The sequence below is a fragment of the Qipengyuania gelatinilytica genome (assembly GCF_019711315.1).
GTDB classification, from domain to species: Bacteria; Pseudomonadota; Alphaproteobacteria; order Sphingomonadales; family Sphingomonadaceae; genus Qipengyuania; species Qipengyuania gelatinilytica.
The window spans coordinates 2,523,596-2,540,976 of the sequence record NZ_CP081294.1; the positions used below are offsets into that span (position 1 = coordinate 2,523,596).

The window sequence follows — 17,381 nt, forward strand, 5'->3', positions numbered from 1 at the left end:
GCCATGACCTCCACCACCCAAATTCGCCTCGGAACCCGTCGTTCGCCGCTCGCCATGGCACAGGCGGTGGAGACCCGTTCGCGGCTTTGCGCAGCGCATGGCTGGGATGAAAGCGCGGTCGAGCTGGTCCCGGTCATCGCCAGCGGCGACAAGATACAGGATCGCCCGCTTGCCGATATCGGCGGCAAGGCGCTGTGGACGCGCGAACTCGATAACTGGCTGGACGAGGGCCGGATCGACGCTGCCGTCCATTCGATGAAAGATGTTGAGACGCTGCGCCCCGCCGAATTCGCCATTGGCGCCATCCTGCCGCGTGCGGACAAGGCCGATATGCTGCTGGGCGCCGCATCCATCGCGGCAATTCCTCGCGGTGCACGGGTCGGGACCAGTGCCCCGCGCCGTGCCGCGCAATTGCTCAATGCGCGCCCCGACCTCGAAGTTGTCGGCATTCGCGGCAATGTCGCCACCCGCATGGCGAAGCTGCAGGCCGGGGAAGCCGATGCGACCTTCCTCGCCGCAGCGGGTCTCGAACGGCTGGGTGAAACGGGCGTGGGCACGCGGCTCGACCCGGAAGAATGGTTGCCGGCACCGGCGCAGGCAGCAATCGGCATCGAATGCCGCGCCGCCGACGATCGTACGTGCGACCTGCTCGCGGCGATCGACGACAAGCCGAGCCATGAGGAAGTTCTCGCAGAACGCGCGCTATTGGAAGGGCTGGGCGGGACCTGCCACAGTCCCATCGCTGCCCTGACGCGCCGCGAAGGCGGCAAGTTGCGCCTTACCGCCACCATCTACAGCGCCGATGGCGCGATCCGCATCAGCGACGAGGCGATGTTCGAGCCTGGTGATCTCGATGCGCCCCGGCAATTGGCCGCCCGGCTTCTCGATAAGGCTCCGACGCATGTCTCGGCCCTTTTCGGAGGACAGGCTTGAGCCGCCTGCTCTTCATATTGCGGCCCGAGCCCGGGCTTCGCGTCACCATGGAAACCGCCGAGGCATACGGGCTGACGGTTCTCGGTTGCCCCCTTTTCGAAGTCGAGGCGGTCGCGTGGGATTGCCCCGACCCAAGCGGTTTCGACGCCCTGCTCGTGGGCAGCAGCAACGTGTTTCGCCATGGCGGGCACAATCTGGAAAAGCTCGAACGCCTGCCGGTCCATGCCGTCGGCGAGGCCACAGCCGAGGGCGCCCGTGAAAAGGGTTTCATCGTTTCGCAGACGGGCAAGGGCGGATTGCAGGCGTTGCTCAATAAGGTGAAGGGCCGCGAAATCCGCTTCCTCAGGCTGGCCGGCGAAAAAATGGTCGAGCTGGATCCGCCTGAAGGCGTTTCGATCGAAACGCGTGTCACCTATCGCATGCGGGATCTGGAACTGGCGGACGATGTGGCCAGAGCAATGCGGAACAACGGCGGGGTGGCCCTCATGCATTCGGGCGAGGCTGCAAGGCGCCTGCGCGAAGAATGCGACCGGCTGGAAATCGACCGGACGAAGGTCACGATTGCAGCGCTGGGCCCGAGGATCGCGGAAATTGCAGGTGACGGCTGGGAAGGTGTACACATTGCCCCGCAGGCGCTCGACGCCGAGCTACTGGCCTTGGCGGAGCGATTGTGCCAGTAGGCTAAGCGGATGAAACGCGCTTCAAACAATGGCGCGGCGGGGTCGTGGAACGGAGTATAATGGAGAGTTTTTCGAGCAATCGGCGTTCGCCGAACAGCATGCGGCCCATGCTGCTTGCCACGGCGGCCTCTTTTGTTCTCGGGGCAGCTGTCGCAGGCTACTTCACCTGGCGCTCGTCCGGTGCGGATGAGACCGGTAACGCGCAGACCGAGCAGCCGCAGGCCGCGCTGACGACGGAAGCCGCCGACGACGGTCCGACACCGAGCCCGAGCGCCAGCCCGAGCGAGGTTTCGGTCGAGGATGTCGAGCGCGTGGCCGAACAGCAGGGCGGCATCGACCAGCGCCTTGCCGCCGCCGAACAGCGCCTGACCCGGCTCGACCTCCAGGCACAGGCCGCCGCGGGCAATGCCGCAAGGTCCGAAGGCCTGCTGATTGCATTCGCCATCCGCCGCGCCATCGATCGCGGTGCGGAATTGGGCTACTTGTCTGACCAGCTGCGTCTGCGCTTCGGCGATGCGCTGCCCAATGCGGTCAACACGATCATCACCTTCTCGCGCGAACCGGTCACACTCGACCAGCTCATCGCCCGTCTCGACGGACTCGCGCCCCAGCTGCAATCGGGTGACGATCGCGGCGGGTTCGAACGCTTCACACAGGAACTTGGCGCCCTGTTCACGGTGCGACGCGAAAGCGCGCCTTCGCCGCAGCCTGAAAAACGGATCGAGCGGGCGCGCCTGTTCCTGCTGAGCGGACGGCCCGACGATGCCGTGGCCGAGGTGCGCAACCTGCCGGGCGCCTCGCAGGCTGAGCAATGGCTGCGCGATGCGGAACGCTATGCCTCGACGCAGCGTGCGCTGGACCTGATCGAAACCGCAGCCGTGCTTGAACCGCGCCGCCTGCGCGATGGTGCGGGTAACCGTATTTCGCAGCCAAGCCCCGTAGACGAATAAAACGAAGAGGCGGCTCAGGCCTTCATCAATTCGGGCACATCGCCCGATACGCCGCGCGCTTCGTCCATGAAGAACTTCTTCAGCCAGCCCGAACGCTGCACGCCTGCCATGCCGAAACGGCGCACCGCACTGGCGGTCTTGCCGGGCACGCCGAAGATGCGGGTAAGCGTATCGGTTGCGCCCATGACCATGATGGAGTCGAGTGCGCGCCACTTCTCGTAACGTTCGAGGACCTGCGCATCGGCAAGGTCGAGGCCGAGGCGGCGGGCTTCTTCGAGCACCTCCACCAGCGCCCCGACATCGCGCAGGCCGAGGTTCAGGCCCTGTCCGGCAATCGGGTGCATGCCGTGGGCACTGTCACCGATCAGCGCCATGCGCTCGCCCACGATCCGCGCTGTGTGCTGGAAGCTCAGCGGGTAAGAAGTGCGGCCACTGTTGAGCGACAGCGTGCCGAGAATATCGCCCATGCGCTTCTCGACCTCGGCAAGGAAGGCGCGGTCGCCGAGCTTGAGCACGCCGGCGGCGTCTTTCTCGTCCACGGTCCAGACAAGGGCGCTGCGGTGCTGGCCTTCGGGGCCGTCGAGCAGCGGCAGGAGCGCGAAGGGACCGTCCTCGTAGAAGATTTCCCAAGCCACGCCTTCGTGCGGCTTCGAATGGTCAAGGCCGGTGATGATCGCGCGATGCGAATAGTCCCAGCTGGCCATTTTCAGCCCTTCTTCCTCGCGGGTGGGCGAGCCGCGACCCTCGGCACCGACCAGGAGGTCCGCTTCCAGCACGGTTCCGTCGCCCAGCGTTGCGCTGACCGAAAAGGCATCGCGGTGGCGGCTGACGACATCCACCGGGGCGTGCATCGTGATCAGCGGTTCGTTCTTCGCTGCATCGAACAGGGCGATGCGCAGCTGCCGGTTGGCGAACATGCGCCCAAGCGTGCCTTCATGCACTTCGGGCGTAAAGTCGATCCGGCCCGGTTTCATCTGGTCGAGTACGGCGATGGATTCGATCGGGCAGCCATGCGGCTCCAGCGCTTCGGCAAGGCCGATGTTGCGGAATAGCCGCCAGCTTGCGGTCGAAATGGCCGATGCGCGGCCATCGAAACCTTCCGCCGTCAGGTCGGCCGGATCGGCCCGATCGACGAGGTGGCTCGAAAAGCCTTTTTTCGCCGCCGCGAGGGCAAGTGTGGTTCCCACGAGGCCGCCGCCGAGGATGAGCAAGTCGCGCTTGTCTGTCATGGGGGCAGTCCCTAATGCGCTCTGTGTGACCGAGGCAAGGACATTGGACGCAGCGCGCGGCATCTGGCTTGCATTTGTTGCGGCACTGGTGCTGCTATTTCCCGCCGTCGTCTGCGCGCAGGAAGCACGTTTCGGTGATGAGAATATCGCGGTCGAATTGCGCAGCGATGGACCGCCAGTCCCTGGTGAAACCTGGATGCTGGCGCTGGAGTTTACGCCCAGCAGCAGGGAATGGCACGGTTACTGGTCGAATCCTGGAGATGCAGGGCAAGGCATGGCGCTTCTCCTCGACCTGCCCGAGGGATGGGTGGCGGGTGAGCCGCTGTATCCCGTGCCGCAAACCCTCGTGATCTCGGAACTGATGAATCACATCTACGAGGGCGAGCATGCGGTCCTCGTGCCGGTCGATGTGCCCGCCGATGCGGCAGTGGGAAATATCGCGCCGATCACCGGCTTCGTCTCCTACCTCGCCTGTACCGACAGGCTTTGCGTACCGCAGGATGCGCGTCTTACGTTGAGCGAGGGCGGGGATTTTCGGGCATGGCGGGCAGCCATCGCCCCGCCGCTCGACAGTGTTGCAGGATACGAAATCCAGCGCGACCGGCTGCGCATTGGCATACCGCTTCCGGCTGATCTTGAACTGGGTGATCTGCACCTGTTCCTTGCAGACACGCAAATCGGCGGGTTCGCCCCGCAATATGCCGCGGTCCAGACCTATGTTCGCGAAGGCAATTTGCTGGTCGCCGAAATCCCGCTTCGCCGGCTCGCCGGACAGGAAGGCACCGCCTTGCCAGAGCGGATCGGCGGCATCCTCTCGCTCGGTGACGGACAGGGGCTTCGCTTCGAGGCCGAACAGCGCGACGTACCGCTGGAAGGCGTGAAGCCCATCCGTGGACCGGTCGATATTCCGCCGCTCTGGATATTGCTGGCAGCCTCGCTGGTCGGAGGATTGCTACTCAACATCATGCCCTGCGTTTTCCCGATCCTCAGCCTCAAGGCGCTCGCGCTCGCCAAGGCGGGCGGTGACGAGGTTTCTGCAAGGCGCGATGCGCTGGCCTATACCGCGGGCGTGGTGCTGGCCTGTGCCGCCCTCGGCGCGCTGATCCTGCTGCTGCGTTCGGCGGGCGAGCAGGTGGGCTGGGCCTTCCAGCTTCAGGAGCCGCGCATCGTGGCCGCGCTATTCCTGCTGGCGATTGCGATCACCGCCAACTTCCTCGGGCTGTTCCAGGTACCCGGAATGGCGATCGCGGGCGGCAAGCCATCTGCAAGGGGTTCCTTCGCGACCGGCTTGCTCGCTGCCTTCGTCGCTACGCCATGCACCGGCCCCTTCATGGCGCTGGCGCTGGGCGCGGCGCTGGTGCTGCGTCCGATAGAGGGGTTCGCGATCTTCACTGCGCTGGGCGTGGGACTGGCGCTCCCCTTCCTGCTCATCGGCTTCATCCCCGCTGGGCGGCGCAAACTGCCCAAGCCGGGTCCTTGGATGGAGCGTTTCCGGCGCTGGATGGCGATCCCGATGGGGCTCACCGTCCTGGCGCTCGCATGGCTCTTGTGGCGGATTGCCGACGGTTTCTGGCTGACCATTATCGGGATCGTGAGTGTCCTCATGCTCGCGCTGCTCGCATCGATGGGCCAGCGGCAGGCCAAGGGACTGGGGGCCGAACGGATCTTCTTTGCAGGGATCGTGGCGCTGTCCATCTTCGCGCTGTCCATCGTGCCGGAACCGGAAGCTCCCGAGCTATCCCCTTCGCAGAGCATCCACGAGCCCTTCGCCTTTTCCGAAAGCGCGCTTGCCGAAGCGCGCACCAGCGGCAAGCCCGTTTTCGTCTGGTTCACCGCCGACTGGTGCATCACCTGCAAGGTGAACGAACAGGTCGCCATCGAACGCGAAGAGACGCGCGACGCCTTCGCAAGGGCAGGCGTGATCACGATGCGCGGCGACTGGACGCGCCGGGACGAAGAGATTGCCAGCTTCCTTGCGAAACAGGGCGTGGCGGGCGTGCCGCTTTACCTGTGGTACGTGCCGGGCGGCGACGCGCAGCAATTGCCGCAGGTGCTTACTCCGGCGATGCTTCGGGATCTGGCAGGGCAGGCATCGTCCCCGCGCAGCGAGTGATGAACTCGGCCGGCTGGCGGCTGGCGTTGAGGATCATCGAACCTGCCCCCGGAATGGTCGCCTCGATACTGCGCGGGCCGGTCAGCACTTCCAGCCTCGGATCGTCGGCACGGACCGAGCCGCGCCACAGCCATGCATCGCCTTCCTCATGCGCGTCGATAAAGAAGCGTTCGACGTGGCCGTTGCCGATCAGCGCCAGCACTGCCTTCGCATCCTCGTCTGCCGCGACATAGCGCCGGTAGACCAGTTCCTCTCCTTCGCATGCCAGCGAGAAGAGCGGCATTTCCCCGGGCTTGCCGTAGAGCAGGCGCCCGCTCTGTTCGCTGCGCACCCATGCGGCACCTTGCGTATCGGGCGAGGCGACGGGGGTGGCAGGTGCGCGCCTCTCGTCGGTGATCTGCGTGCGCGAGACATAGTCGTCCGAAGCGGGCGGCTTGCAGGCGGACAGCAGGGTAAGCGCACACAGCGCGGTGAGGCGAAGCATGGTGCCGAGCTATGCCAGCACACACATCGCGGTCAACGCGCCCGGATGAATTCGCGCAGGTCGTTGCTGAGTTTTACCCGGTCCTCGTCACGCACATACATCATGTGGCCGGCGTCGTAATATTTGAACGTCAGCCGGTCCTGCGGGATGCCGAAGCGATTGAGCGAATATTCCGCGCCGAAAAACGGCGTCGCGAAATCGTACCAACCTTGCGCGTTGAACAGGCGCAGCTGCGAATTCTCGCGCATGGCCCTGCCGATCAGCGGGGCGACATTGAGATAGGCATTACGGCCCCGGCCATTGTTCATCGACCAGTCCCAGTACTGACCCGGCTCGCGACCGATCGACTGGTACTCACGGTCGGTCTCGAAGCCGAGGCCATCGCGCAGCCAGCTGTTCACCGCCGCCGTATAGCCTGCATCGATGCCGTAGAAACTGGGGTCGTTATCCGGCGTCTCGCCTGCATTGTCATAGTCGCGGCCCGTATAGCGCGCATCGAGGCGGCCGATGGTCAGCCCTCGGTCGCGCAGCAATTCCTTGTAGAAACGCTGGCTTGTGACCCGCAGGTTCGCCTGGTCGAGATATTCCTCCGAAAGGCCCGTCAGGCGCGAGAGTTCTGCGCGCACCGCCGCGCGTTCGGCGTCGGGCAGATCCTGTCCCTTCAGCAGTGCAGTCGCGAAGGGTCCGATGGCGAACTGGCGCGCTTCCTCGGCAATGGCCTCGACCGAAGGTGCCTGCACCTTGCCGTGATAATAGGCCGCTGCGGCCATGTTCGGCAGCGTGACGATATAGGCCATTTCGTTGCCCGGCGTCGGCTCGCGTCCGGCAAGATCGAGGATGGTCGAGACGAGGATCAGGCCGTTCAGGGCGACGTCGTTGAAGGTCCCGCCTTCCAGCTCGTCCACCACCATCGCCGTGCGGGTGGTGCCGTAGCTCTCGCCGCCGAGATATTTGGGGCTGTTCCAGCGGCCATTGTCGTTGATCCAGCGCCTGATGACCTGCGCCACGGCGCGCGCGTCCTGCCTCAATCCGTAGTATTTCTCCGGATCGGTGCCCTTGGTCAGGAAGCTGAAGCCGGTGCCCGGCGGATCGATGAACACGAGATCGGCAACGTCGAGCAGGCTCTCGGGATTTTCGAGGATCGGGTAGGGCGGCGCACCATCGTCGCGCGCATCGGACGGGATGCCAACCCTCTTCGGCCCCCAGGCGCCCATCTGCAGCCAGACCGAACCCGAACCCGGCCCGCCGTTGTAGATGAAGAAAACGGGGCGCGAGGTATCGCGCGGGCTCTTCACATAGCTCGTGGTGACGATGACCGCTTCCTGCTTGCCGTCATCGCCCTCGAGGATCGTCTCGCTGACCGTGGCAGTATAGGACATGCGCTGCCCGCCGAAAGTGCCGGTGAGGCTGCGCGACTTGACCTGCGGCTCGATCTGTTCGGCCGGGGGAGCGCCGGGCTTCTCCTGCGCAGAGAGAGGGGCGGATAAGGCGAGAACCGCAGCGGCGGCGAGCAGGCGGGTGATCATGGCCCTGCTATGGCGGCGGAAAGGAAGCGGGTAAAGTGTCCGCTCCCTCTGCCGCTATTCCTTATTCCTTCGCAGATGGCTTCACGAATTTCATCACGAACCGATCGGTCTTGCCACGGATTTCCGGCGCGAAGACGCTGGTTTCGCGGTCGTCTTCGGGATTGGCGAGCATATCGCTTTCAGCCTCGAGGACGAAGCCGGCCCGTTCGAGATCGGCGCGGACCACTGCGGGGTCGATCCGGTGGTAATCGTCGACGGTCTTGCGGGTATCGCCCGGATTGCCGGCATGATCGATCACACCCACAACGCCGCCGGGTTTCATCGCTTTATACAGGCTGGCAAGGTATGCATCGGGATCGGTGCGGGACATCTTGTACTGCTCGGATTCCCAATAAAGGTCGTGATAATTCAGGTTCATGATCGCGAAATCGAAGCGCTCGGCATCCGTTGCGAATTCCTCGAAGGGATAGCGTTCGAGAACGATACCGGGCTCACGTTGCGACAATGCGGTCCACGCCTCCTCATCGAAGAACTGGTCGGGTTCCAGCGCAGTCACACTGCCATTCTCGCCGACAGCCTTGGCGAGGATTTCCGCCCAGTATCCGCCGCCCGACATGAGGTCGGCAGCCGCATCGCCTTCCTGAATGCCGAGAAACGCCAGGACTTCGGCGGGCTTGCGGTTCTCGTCGAGCGCGCGCGCTTGCTCGGGACGAGCTTCGTTGGCGACAGCTGCCGCGAGCGTATCGGCCGAGACGGTTTGCGCGGCCTCGACTTGGGCAGTGCTCTCTTCTGCCGGTTGCGAACAGGCGGCCAGCGACAGTGCCAGCGCCGTGGTCAGGATCAGGTGCGGTTTCACGGTTCTCTCCCCTTGCATATTGCAAGGAGGAGCTTGGACCTCGCGCAGGGAGGTGGGAAGGGCTTCAGCCTACGTTGGTCGAGAGCGCGGGGGCGCTGGTCGAAGTCTTACGGCTTGCCGCCCATCCGTTTGTAGCGCGTCTTGCCGTAGCGGGTCTTTCGGGTGCCCGGGCGGCCTGCATCGCTCCTGCCGACGCGCGGAGCCTTCTTCTCCTCGTCGCCAAGGCCAAGCTCGTCATTCTCGAGGCGTCGGATTTCGTCGCGCAAGCGGCCTGCTTCCTCGAATTCGAGATCGGCAGCAGCGGCGCGCATGCGTTTTTCGAGATCCTCGATATAGGCACGAAGGTTGTGGCCGACGAGGTTGTTGCGCTCGTCATCGCCCGTGTCGACGGTGACCCCGTCCTGCGCTGCCGTATGCGCAACGATATCGGCGATGTTGCGCTTGATCGTCTTCGGCGTGATGCCGTGTTCTTCGTTATAGGCCTTCTGCTTCTCGCGGCGGCGGTCGGTTTCCGCCATCGCGCGTTCCATCGAACCGGTGACACGGTCGGCATAGAGGATCACGCGGCCTTCGACGTTACGCGCGGCGCGGCCGATGGTCTGGACGAGGCTGGTCTCGCTGCGCAGGAAGCCTTCCTTGTCCGCGTCGAGGATGCAGACGAGGCCGCATTCGGGAATGTCGAGGCCTTCGCGCAGCAGGTTGATGCCCACCAGCACGTCGTAGACGCCGAGGCGCAGGTCGCGGATCAGCTCGATACGCTCCAGCGTCTCCACGTCGGAGTGCATGTAGCGCACCCTCACGCCCGCCTCGTGCATGAACTCGGTGAGGTCTTCCGCCATGCGCTTGGTCAGGGTGGTGACAAGCGTGCGATAGCCCTTGGCAGCGGTCTTCTTGCACTCTTCGATGCAGTCCTGGACCTGGTCCTCGACCGGCTTGATCTCGACCGGCGGGTCGATGAGGCCGGTGGGCCGGATGACCTGTTCGGCAAAGACGCCGCCGGTCTGCTCCATCTCCCACGTGCCCGGTGTGGCCGAAACGCAGAAGGTCTGCGGGCGCATCGCGTCCCATTCGTTGAAGCGAAGCGGGCGGTTGTCGATGCAGCTGGGCAGGCGGAACCCGTACTCGGCCAGCGTGATCTTGCGCCGGTGGTCACCCTTCGCCATCGCGCCGATCTGCGGCACGGTCTGGTGACTTTCGTCGACGAACAGCAGTGCGTTTTCGGGCAGGTATTCGAACAGCGTCGGCGGCGGTTCGCCGGGGAGGCGGCCGGTGAGGAAGCGGCTGTAGTTCTCGATCCCGGCACAAGAGCCGGTGGCGGCGATCATCTCGAGATCGAAATTGGTGCGCTGCTCGAGCCGCTGCGCTTCCAGCAGCTTGCCTTCCTCGTGCAGTTCCTTGAGCCGTTCCTGCAGCTCGAACTTGATGGCCTCGCTAGCCTGTTTCATCGTCGGGCCGGGCGTGACGTAGTGCGAATTCGCGTAGATCCGCACCTTGTCGAGGCTGGCGCCCTTCTTGCCGGTCAGCGGATCGAATTCGCTGATTTCCTCGATCTCGTCACCGAAAAAGCTGATGCGCCACGCCATGTCCTCGTAATGCGAGGGGAAGATTTCGAGACTGTCACCGCGCACGCGAAAATTGCCGCGCGCGAAGGCAGCGTCGTTGCGCTTGTATTGCAGGGCGACGAGCTTGCGGATCAACTCGCGCTGGTCGACGGTCTCGTCCTTCTTGATGTCGAAGATCATCGCCGAATAGGTTTCGACCGAGCCGATACCGTAGAGGCAGGAGACCGATGCGACGATGATCACGTCATCGCGCTCAAGCAGCGCGCGCGTGGCCGAGTGCCGCATCCGGTCGATCGCCTCGTTCACCGAGCTTTCCTTCTCGATGTAGGTGTCCGACCGGGGCACGTAGGCTTCGGGCTGGTAATAGTCGTAATAGCTGACGAAATACTCGACCGCGTTCTCCGGGAAGAAGCTCTTGAACTCGCCATAAAGCTGCGCGGCGAGGATCTTGTTTGGCGCGAGGATCAGGGCAGGGCGCTGCAGTTCCTCGATCACCTTGGCCATGGTGAAGGTCTTGCCCGAGCCGGTGACGCCAAGCAGGACCTGCGTCTGTTCATCCTCGCGCGCCGAGGCAGTAAGTTCCGCGATCGCGGTCGGCTGGTCGCCGCTGGGCGTATAGTCGCTGACGAGCTTGAACGGCCGGCCGCCCATGGACTTTTCAGGACGCGCGGGCTTGTGGGGGACGAATTCACCGGTTGTGTCCGGCTCTTCCAGCCCTCTGCGAATTACGAGTTCAGCCATGCGCGCACATATGGGGTACGCCACAAGAGGGTGCAATGACGGCTTGTGCCAGGCCAGCCGCTTGCCTAGCCTTGGGGACGAAGAAAACCGGAGATTTCCTATGCGTGCGCCTTTTACCGCCCTTGTTGCCACCCTGGCTCTTGCAGCTTGCGGCAGCCCCGATCCCGACACCGACGGGGACGGCAAGATCAGCATGGAGGAGGCGCAGGCGAGCATGGAAGCCAACGGCGCGGTCAAGCCGCAGCCCGGCCAGTACCGCGCCTCGGTCGAACTCCTCGATTTCGAAGCGCCCGGCGCGCCGCCTGAGGCCAAGCAAGTGCTCAGCAGCAGGATGGAGCGCACATTCGAATACTGCCTGACGCCCGAAGACGCCGAGAAAGGCTTCGAGGAGATGGCGCGCACCTCGCAAAGCGGGGACTGCTCGTTCGAGAAGTTCGATGCGGACGGCAATGATATCGATGCCGTCATGCTATGCACCGATGGCGGCATGGGCGAAATGCGCATGACCATGGACGGCAGCGGCAGCGAAACCGCGTCGGAAATGACCATGACGATGGAAGGCAACATGGCCGGACAGGGACGGGGAACGATGACCGTGCGCACGTCGCATGAGCGTATCGGGGACTGTGCCAGCTAAGGGCACCGCCTCACATTCAGGAACCCGCAATCGGCCCGGCGCATTATTGCGGGACGATGGCAACACTACCTTTCTTGGAAACGCGTCAGGAATGGAGCAGGCGCATTGCGCTGGCTGCAGAGCCTTGCCCAGACGATGCGCGCGGCCCGCGGGCGCTCCTGCTGCTGCGCGAGTTTCTCTGGCCGCTGGAGCCTGTGAAGCGGCGCTTCTCGCCGGTCGAGGTTTCGCCCGCCGCCAATCCGCGCCGCGTGATGCTGCTGCCGGGCTTCGGGGCGCATCCGGTCCGCATGCGGTGGCTTGCCCGCCAGCTGGAAAAGGCCGGCCACACCGCGAAAAGCTGGGGCATGGGCGTCAATCTTGGCGCAACTGCCGATCGCTTCGCCAAGGTCGAGGAACGGCTGGAAGAGCTATACGAAAGGCGTGGCCAGAAGATCGTGCTGGTCGGCTGGAGCCTCGGCGGCGTGATGGCCCGCGAACTGGCCAAGCGTCATCCCGACAAGATCGAAAAGGTCGTCACCATGGGTTCGCCCTTTTCGGGCAGCCCGCGGGCGAACAATGGCTGGCGTGCCTACCAGGCCATTGCCGGCCATCGCGTCGACGAGCCGGAAATCGACACGGTCGTGGCCGAGAAACCGCCGGTGGAAACAGTAGCCATGTGGAGCCCGCGTGACGGCATCGTGCACCCGCGTTCCGCCTGTGGCCGCGCAGGCGAGCGCGATCGTACGATCGCGCTGCGCTGCTCGCACATGGGCTTTGTGCTCTCCAATGAAGCAATGTCCGCGCTTCTTTCGGAACTGGACCGCTCCTGAACCTTTAGTTCCCTGACGGGTGGCGTCCTGCTGCCCGACGCGCGTCATGCGCGACCAGTCCATCTCGGGGGAACATGAGCGGCAACGCCGAATTTTTCGACGAAATGCGCCAGCCGGACGGCTCGGTGCGACCTGCCTATTCGAACTATTGCAAATGGTACGACGAGCAGGACCCCAAGCTCCTGCGTCGCAAGCACTCCGAGGCAGAAACCAATTTTCGCAAGACGGGCATCACCTTCAATGTCTACGGCGAGGACGAGGCCGAAGAGCGCCTCATCCCCTTCGACATGGTGCCGCGCGTCATTGATGCGCGCGAGTGGCGCCGCCTGACGCGCGGGATCGAACAGCGCGTGTCGGCTCTCAACGCCTTCATGCACGATCTCTATCACCGGCAGGAAATCGTGCGAGCCGGCAGGCTTCCCGAACGCCTGCTGCGCAATAACGAGGCGTGGTTGCCGAACATGGTCGGCTTCACGCCGCCGGGCGGGGTCTACACCCACATCGTCGGGATCGACCTTGTCCGCACCGGTCCCGACGAATTCTTCGTCCTGGAAGACAATGCCCGTACGCCATCGGGCGTCAGCTACATGCTCGAAAATCGCGAGACGATGATGGCGATGTTCCCCGAACTCTTCCTGCGCTGCCAGGTGGAGAGCGTGTCGGACTATCCGCGCCGTCTTGCCAAGAGCCTTGCCGCCTGCGCGCCCGATTGCGCCGGAGATAAGCCGGTGGTCGCCGTGCTAACGCCGGGCATCTTCAACTCCGCCTATTTCGAACACGCATTCCTCGCCGACCAGATGGGGGCCGAACTGGTCGAGGGCAGCGACCTTCGCGTCGTGAATGGCCGCGTCGCCATGCGCACCACCCGCGGATACAAGGCGGTCGACGTGATCTATCGCCGGGTCGACGACGATTTCCTCGATCCGCTGACCTTCAACTCCGACAGCGTGCTGGGCGTGCCCGGCATCATGGACGTGTACCGCGCGGGCGGCGTCACCATCGCCAATGCGCCGGGCACCGGAGTGTGCGACGACAAGGCGATCTATTCCTTCATGCCCGAGATCGTGGAATTCTATACGGGCGAGAAACCGCTGCTGCCCAATGTCGAGACATGGCGCTGCGCGGAAGAAGACAGCCTCAAATACGTGCTCGACAACCTTGCCGAACTGGTCGTGAAGGAGGTTCACGGCTCGGGCGGTTACGGTATGCTTGTGGGTCCCGCTTCGACCAAGAAGCAGATCGAGGAATTCCGCCACAAGATCGTCGAGAACCCCGAAAATTACATCGCGCAGCCGACGCTATCGCTGTCGACCTGCCCGGTCTTCACCAAGAAAGGCCTCGCTCCGCGCCACGTGGACCTGAGGCCATTCGTGCTGGTTTCGCCCGACAAGATCGACATCACGCCCGGAGGGCTGACGCGTGTCGCCTTGGAAAAAGGCTCGCTGGTCGTGAATTCGAGCCAGGGTGGCGGGACCAAGGATACATGGGTGCTGAAGGACTGATATGCTCGGACGCACAGCAAACGGACTGTTCTGGATGTTCCGCTACCTCGAGCGGGCAGAGAACACTGCGCGCCTGCTCGATGCGGGCCTGCGCATGGCACTTACCCGCGACCTCGTCACGGCGGAGGAGGAATGGCGCTCGGTCATCGAGACGTCCGGCCAGCGCCAGAGTTACGAGGCCAAGCACTCCAGCTACACCGGCATGCAGGCATGGAACTTCATGCTGCGCGAGAGGGATAACCCCGCCAGCATCATCTGCATGTTCAGCGCGGTACGGCAGAATGCCCGCCTGGCGCGCAATGCGATCAGCGGCGAATTGTGGGAAGCGATCAACGAGAACTGGCTTGAAATCGACGAACAACTGGCAAAGCCCGTTGGCGAGAACAAGGTCCTCGATGCGGTCAAGACCATCCGGCGTGCAGGGACCATGGCCCGCGGCGCACTGATCGGATCGATGTTGCGCGAAGAGGGCTATCACTTCGCACAAGCCGGCATGTTCATCGAGCGGGCCGATTCCATCGCCCGCATCCTCGACATCAAGTATTACCTGCTCCTGCCGTCGCTCTCCTATGTCGGATCGAGCCTCGATACGGGGCAGTGGGACACGGTCTTGCGCTCGGTCTCGGGCGACCGCGCCTATCGTTGGCTCAACGCGGGGCGCATCGATGCGCGCGGTATTTGCGAGTTCCTGATCCTCGATGACCGTTTCCCGCGCAGTCTCGCCTTCTGCCATTCGGAACTGCGCAGCAACCTTGCGGCGCTGGCCCGGCTCCACGGTACCGAAGGCGAATGCAATGCGCTGATGCGCGAAGCGGATACGAAGATCACCGACCTGACAATCGAGGAGATCTTCGAGCAGGGCCTGCACGAATTCCTCACCGAGTTCATGTCTTCCAATGCCGCGATCGGCAATGCCATCGCCAGCGATTACAGGTTCTTAAGCTAATGCGCCTCTCGATCCGCCATACCACCCGCTACAACTTCGATGCGCCCGTGGTGCATGCCCTGCAGAGGCTGCGCCTGACTCCCAAGGAAACGCAGGGTCAGGAAATTCTCGAATGGTCGATGGACTACGAGAATGCGGCCGAAGAACTCACCTACGAAGACCAGCACCACAACACGACCACTCTGGTGGCGGTGGAGCCCGAAGCGACCGAGGTCACGATCACCTGCCACGGCAAGGTCGATACGCATGACCATGCTGGAGTGATCGGGCGCCACGCGGGGCACCTGCCCCTGTGGAGCTTTCTTTCACAGACGAAGCTGACGAAGCCCGGCCCCGGCATGAAAACGCTGGTCAAGGAGCTGAAAGGCTTTGATGGCGGGCGGCTCGACCAGCTGCACGAACTGTCGCGCGCGACGCATGACCAAGTGTCGTACGAAATCGGCACCACCGATCCAGGAACCACGGCAGAGGAAAGCTATGCTGCGAAGAGCGGCGTATGCCAGGATCACGCGCATATCTTCATCGGCGCCGCCCGCGCGCTCGATATCCCGGCACGTTATGTTTCCGGCTACCTGATGATGAACGACCGCATCGACCAGGAAGCGACCCATGCTTGGGCGGAAGCTTTCGTCGAGGGGCTCGGCTGGGTCGGTTTCGACATTTCCAACGGGATCAGCCCCGATGAACGCTATGTCCGCGTTGCAACGGGACGCGATTACCGCGATGCCTCGCCGGTGAACGGAATCAGCTTCGGCAACACTTCGCAGGTGCTCAAGGTGGATGTCTCGGTAGAGCAGCAGCAAGTGCAGCAGTAAACGAAAGATCATTATGACTTATTGTGTGGGAATGAAGCTCGATGACGGGCTGGTCCTGATGAGCGATACCCGGACCAATTCGGGCGTCGACAATATCTCGGTGTTTCGCAAGATGTTCACCTGGCAGGTTCCGGGAGAGCGCATCATCACGCTGATGACCGCGGGCAACCTCGCCACCACGCAGGCCGTCATCAGCCAGCTGGAAGAGCGCACGAAAGCTCCGGACGAGCGTGACAACATCCTCCTCCAGACACCGACGATGTTCCAGGTGGCTACCGAAATCGGCAATCTGATGCGCGATATCATTTCCGGTCGGCAGGACGCCAATGGTGCCAAGGGCAGGGGGCGCTTCACCGCCTCGATCATCGTGGCAGGCCAGATCAAGGGCATGGAGCCGCGCCTGTTCATGGTCTACCCCGAAGGCAATTTCATCGAAGCGAGCCACGACACCCCCTTTTTCCAGATCGGCGAGACCAAGTACGGTCGTCCGATCATCATCCGCGGCTACGACAGTGCGATGAGCCTCGAAGATGCTGCCAAGCTGACAATGGTCAGTTTCGATTCCACGCTGAAGGCAAATCTGTCGGTCGGCCTCCCGCTCGACCTGCAGGTGATCAAGCGCGATACATACGAGGCCAGCCATGAGCACCGCATCACTCATGAGGACCCGTATTTCCAGGCGATCTCGTCGAGTTGGGGCGACGCGCTGAAGAACGCCTTTCATTCGTTGCCGGACTATTCTTTCTACCATCCGAAGGACTGATCGAATCCGTTTCGGATGCTAAAAAGTCCCGATATTTCTGACGGTTCCCGGTAATGATTTGAAATAGCGCCGGATCGGTATTTGTACGGAATTGGTATTCGTGCTGATTGTGCCAGTGTTCCGGCCATGGAACAGACACAAGTCCTTCATATCGTCGACAATTCCTGCCGCTCGAGGGCCGAACAGGCCCGCAAAGGCTTCGACCTCGGCCTCCATTGCGAAGTCTATGCCGATGCCGCCGAACTGATGGCCACGCCCCCACAGCGAGGCGTCGTGCTGGCAAGGGATGACGATGCCGAGGGCAGCGCGCGCGAAGTGCTTTCGCTGCTCTCGGAAAAATCCGCCTGGGTCCCGGTGGTCGCAACTTCGGTCGATCCGCGTCCGGGCAAGGTAGTCGAGGCGATCAAGGCCGGCGCGCTCGACTACCTTCGCCTGCCGCTCCGCGATGATCGCCTGCTGACCATGGTGGCGCGTATCAGTGACGAGGCCGATGCCTATGCAGCCGCGCGGCGCAGGGTCGTGGAGGCCCGCAACCGGATCGCCACGCTCTCCCCACGGGAGCGCGAGGTGCTCGATTGGCTGGCCGAAGGGCGAAGCAACAAGATGATCGCGCGCGAGCTGTGCATCAGCCCGCGAACGGTCGAGATTCACCGCGCCAACATGATGAGCAAACTTAGCGCTTCTCACGCTGCCGAGGCCGTGCGCCTCCGAATAGAGGCAAGTATAACGACATGAAGGTGAATGTTGGCGGAGCTGCTTTGCACCAAAATCGACACCGTTGACGTATCAATGCCTGCCGCTTGCTACGAGTATGTGAGAATAATCTAATAGATTG

The 17,381-nt window shown here is 63.3% G+C and carries 16 protein-coding genes; 11 read left to right on the top strand and 5 right to left on the bottom strand.

All coding sequences use genetic code 11. The features are described 5' to 3' along the window. The first annotated feature begins 3 nt into the window (after window positions 1-3). The 3 genes from hemC to K3136_RS12475 all read left to right on the top strand — a co-directional run bounded on the left by hemC (window position 4) and on the right by K3136_RS12475 (window position 2,563). Window positions 4-933 carry a hydroxymethylbilane synthase gene (hemC, locus tag K3136_RS12465; RefSeq protein WP_221430621.1) on the top strand — a complete coding sequence of 310 codons (930 nt, stop codon included), beginning with the start codon at window positions 4-6 and terminating at the stop codon, window positions 931-933. Next, window positions 930-1,613 carry a uroporphyrinogen-III synthase gene (locus K3136_RS12470; protein WP_221430622.1) on the top strand — a complete coding sequence of 228 codons (684 nt, stop codon included), beginning with the start codon at window positions 930-932 and terminating at the stop codon, window positions 1,611-1,613. The genes hemC and K3136_RS12470 overlap by 4 nt, the downstream gene beginning before the upstream one ends. A 107-nt stretch (window positions 1,614-1,720) precedes the next feature. Continuing rightward, window positions 1,721-2,563 (top strand): hypothetical protein, encoded by an 843-nt coding sequence (locus tag K3136_RS12475; protein WP_345725175.1) that lies wholly within the window; start codon window positions 1,721-1,723, stop codon window positions 2,561-2,563. Between the two features lie 14 nt (window positions 2,564-2,577). On the opposite strand, the gene K3136_RS12480 is transcribed toward K3136_RS12475, so the two are convergent. Continuing rightward, window positions 2,578-3,792: an FAD-dependent monooxygenase gene (locus tag K3136_RS12480; RefSeq protein ID WP_221430624.1), complete on the bottom strand. Its 1,215-nt coding sequence runs from the start codon at window positions 3,790-3,792 to the stop codon at window positions 2,578-2,580. Between the two features lie 25 nt (window positions 3,793-3,817). On the opposite strand from K3136_RS12480, the gene K3136_RS12485 reads away from it, so the two are divergent. Beyond that, on the top strand, window positions 3,818-5,905 hold the full coding sequence (locus K3136_RS12485; RefSeq protein WP_247711354.1) for a protein-disulfide reductase DsbD family protein: 2,088 nt from the start codon (window positions 3,818-3,820) through the stop codon (window positions 5,903-5,905). Here the strand turns inward: K3136_RS12485 and K3136_RS12490 are convergent. From K3136_RS12490 to uvrB, 4 genes are all read right to left on the bottom strand, one after another. Then, window positions 5,847-6,389 carry a hypothetical protein gene (locus K3136_RS12490; protein WP_221430625.1) on the bottom strand — a complete coding sequence of 181 codons (543 nt, stop codon included), beginning with the start codon at window positions 6,387-6,389 and terminating at the stop codon, window positions 5,847-5,849. The two genes, K3136_RS12485 and K3136_RS12490, sit on opposite strands and share 59 nt — an antisense overlap. Before the next feature lie 32 nt (window positions 6,390-6,421). Then, window positions 6,422-7,915 carry a S10 family peptidase gene (locus K3136_RS12495; RefSeq protein WP_221430626.1) on the bottom strand — a complete coding sequence of 498 codons (1,494 nt, stop codon included), beginning with the start codon at window positions 7,913-7,915 and terminating at the stop codon, window positions 6,422-6,424. Between the two features lie 61 nt (window positions 7,916-7,976). Beyond that, the gene (locus K3136_RS12500; RefSeq protein ID WP_247711355.1) at window positions 7,977-8,771 is read right to left on the bottom strand and encodes a class I SAM-dependent methyltransferase; all 795 of its coding nucleotides are present in this window, start codon (window positions 8,769-8,771) and stop codon (window positions 7,977-7,979) included. Window positions 8,772-8,878: 107 nt separating this feature from the next. Continuing rightward, a complete protein-coding gene (uvrB, locus tag K3136_RS12505; protein WP_221430628.1) occupies window positions 8,879-11,074 on the bottom strand; it encodes an excinuclease ABC subunit UvrB in 2,196 nt (731 codons plus the stop codon). 100 nt (window positions 11,075-11,174) lie between these two features. On the opposite strand from uvrB, the gene K3136_RS12510 reads away from it, so the two are divergent. From K3136_RS12510 to K3136_RS12540, 7 genes are all read left to right on the top strand, one after another. Next, window positions 11,175-11,711: a DUF3617 domain-containing protein gene (locus tag K3136_RS12510; protein WP_221430629.1), complete on the top strand. Its 537-nt coding sequence runs from the start codon at window positions 11,175-11,177 to the stop codon at window positions 11,709-11,711. Window positions 11,712-11,785: 74 nt separating this feature from the next. Next, window positions 11,786-12,520, top strand: coding sequence for an esterase/lipase family protein (locus tag K3136_RS12515; protein WP_345725176.1), 735 nt, complete (start codon window positions 11,786-11,788; stop codon window positions 12,518-12,520). A 74-nt stretch (window positions 12,521-12,594) separates the two neighbouring features. Beyond that, window positions 12,595-14,022 carry a circularly permuted type 2 ATP-grasp protein gene (locus tag K3136_RS12520; RefSeq protein ID WP_221430631.1) on the top strand — a complete coding sequence of 476 codons (1,428 nt, stop codon included), beginning with the start codon at window positions 12,595-12,597 and terminating at the stop codon, window positions 14,020-14,022. A gap of 1 nt (window position 14,023) precedes the next feature. Next, on the top strand, window positions 14,024-14,968 hold the full coding sequence (locus K3136_RS12525; protein ID WP_221430632.1) for an alpha-E domain-containing protein: 945 nt from the start codon (window positions 14,024-14,026) through the stop codon (window positions 14,966-14,968). Then, window positions 14,968-15,783 carry a transglutaminase family protein gene (locus tag K3136_RS12530; RefSeq protein WP_221430633.1) on the top strand — a complete coding sequence of 272 codons (816 nt, stop codon included), beginning with the start codon at window positions 14,968-14,970 and terminating at the stop codon, window positions 15,781-15,783. The genes K3136_RS12525 and K3136_RS12530 overlap by 1 nt, the downstream gene beginning before the upstream one ends. 13 nt (window positions 15,784-15,796) lie before the next feature. Then, window positions 15,797-16,546, top strand: coding sequence for a proteasome-type protease (locus K3136_RS12535; RefSeq protein ID WP_221430634.1), 750 nt, complete (start codon window positions 15,797-15,799; stop codon window positions 16,544-16,546). 126 nt (window positions 16,547-16,672) lie between these two features. Next, window positions 16,673-17,281 (top strand): response regulator transcription factor, encoded by a 609-nt coding sequence (locus tag K3136_RS12540; RefSeq protein ID WP_221430635.1) that lies wholly within the window; start codon window positions 16,673-16,675, stop codon window positions 17,279-17,281. Window positions 17,282-17,381 lie beyond the last annotated feature (100 nt).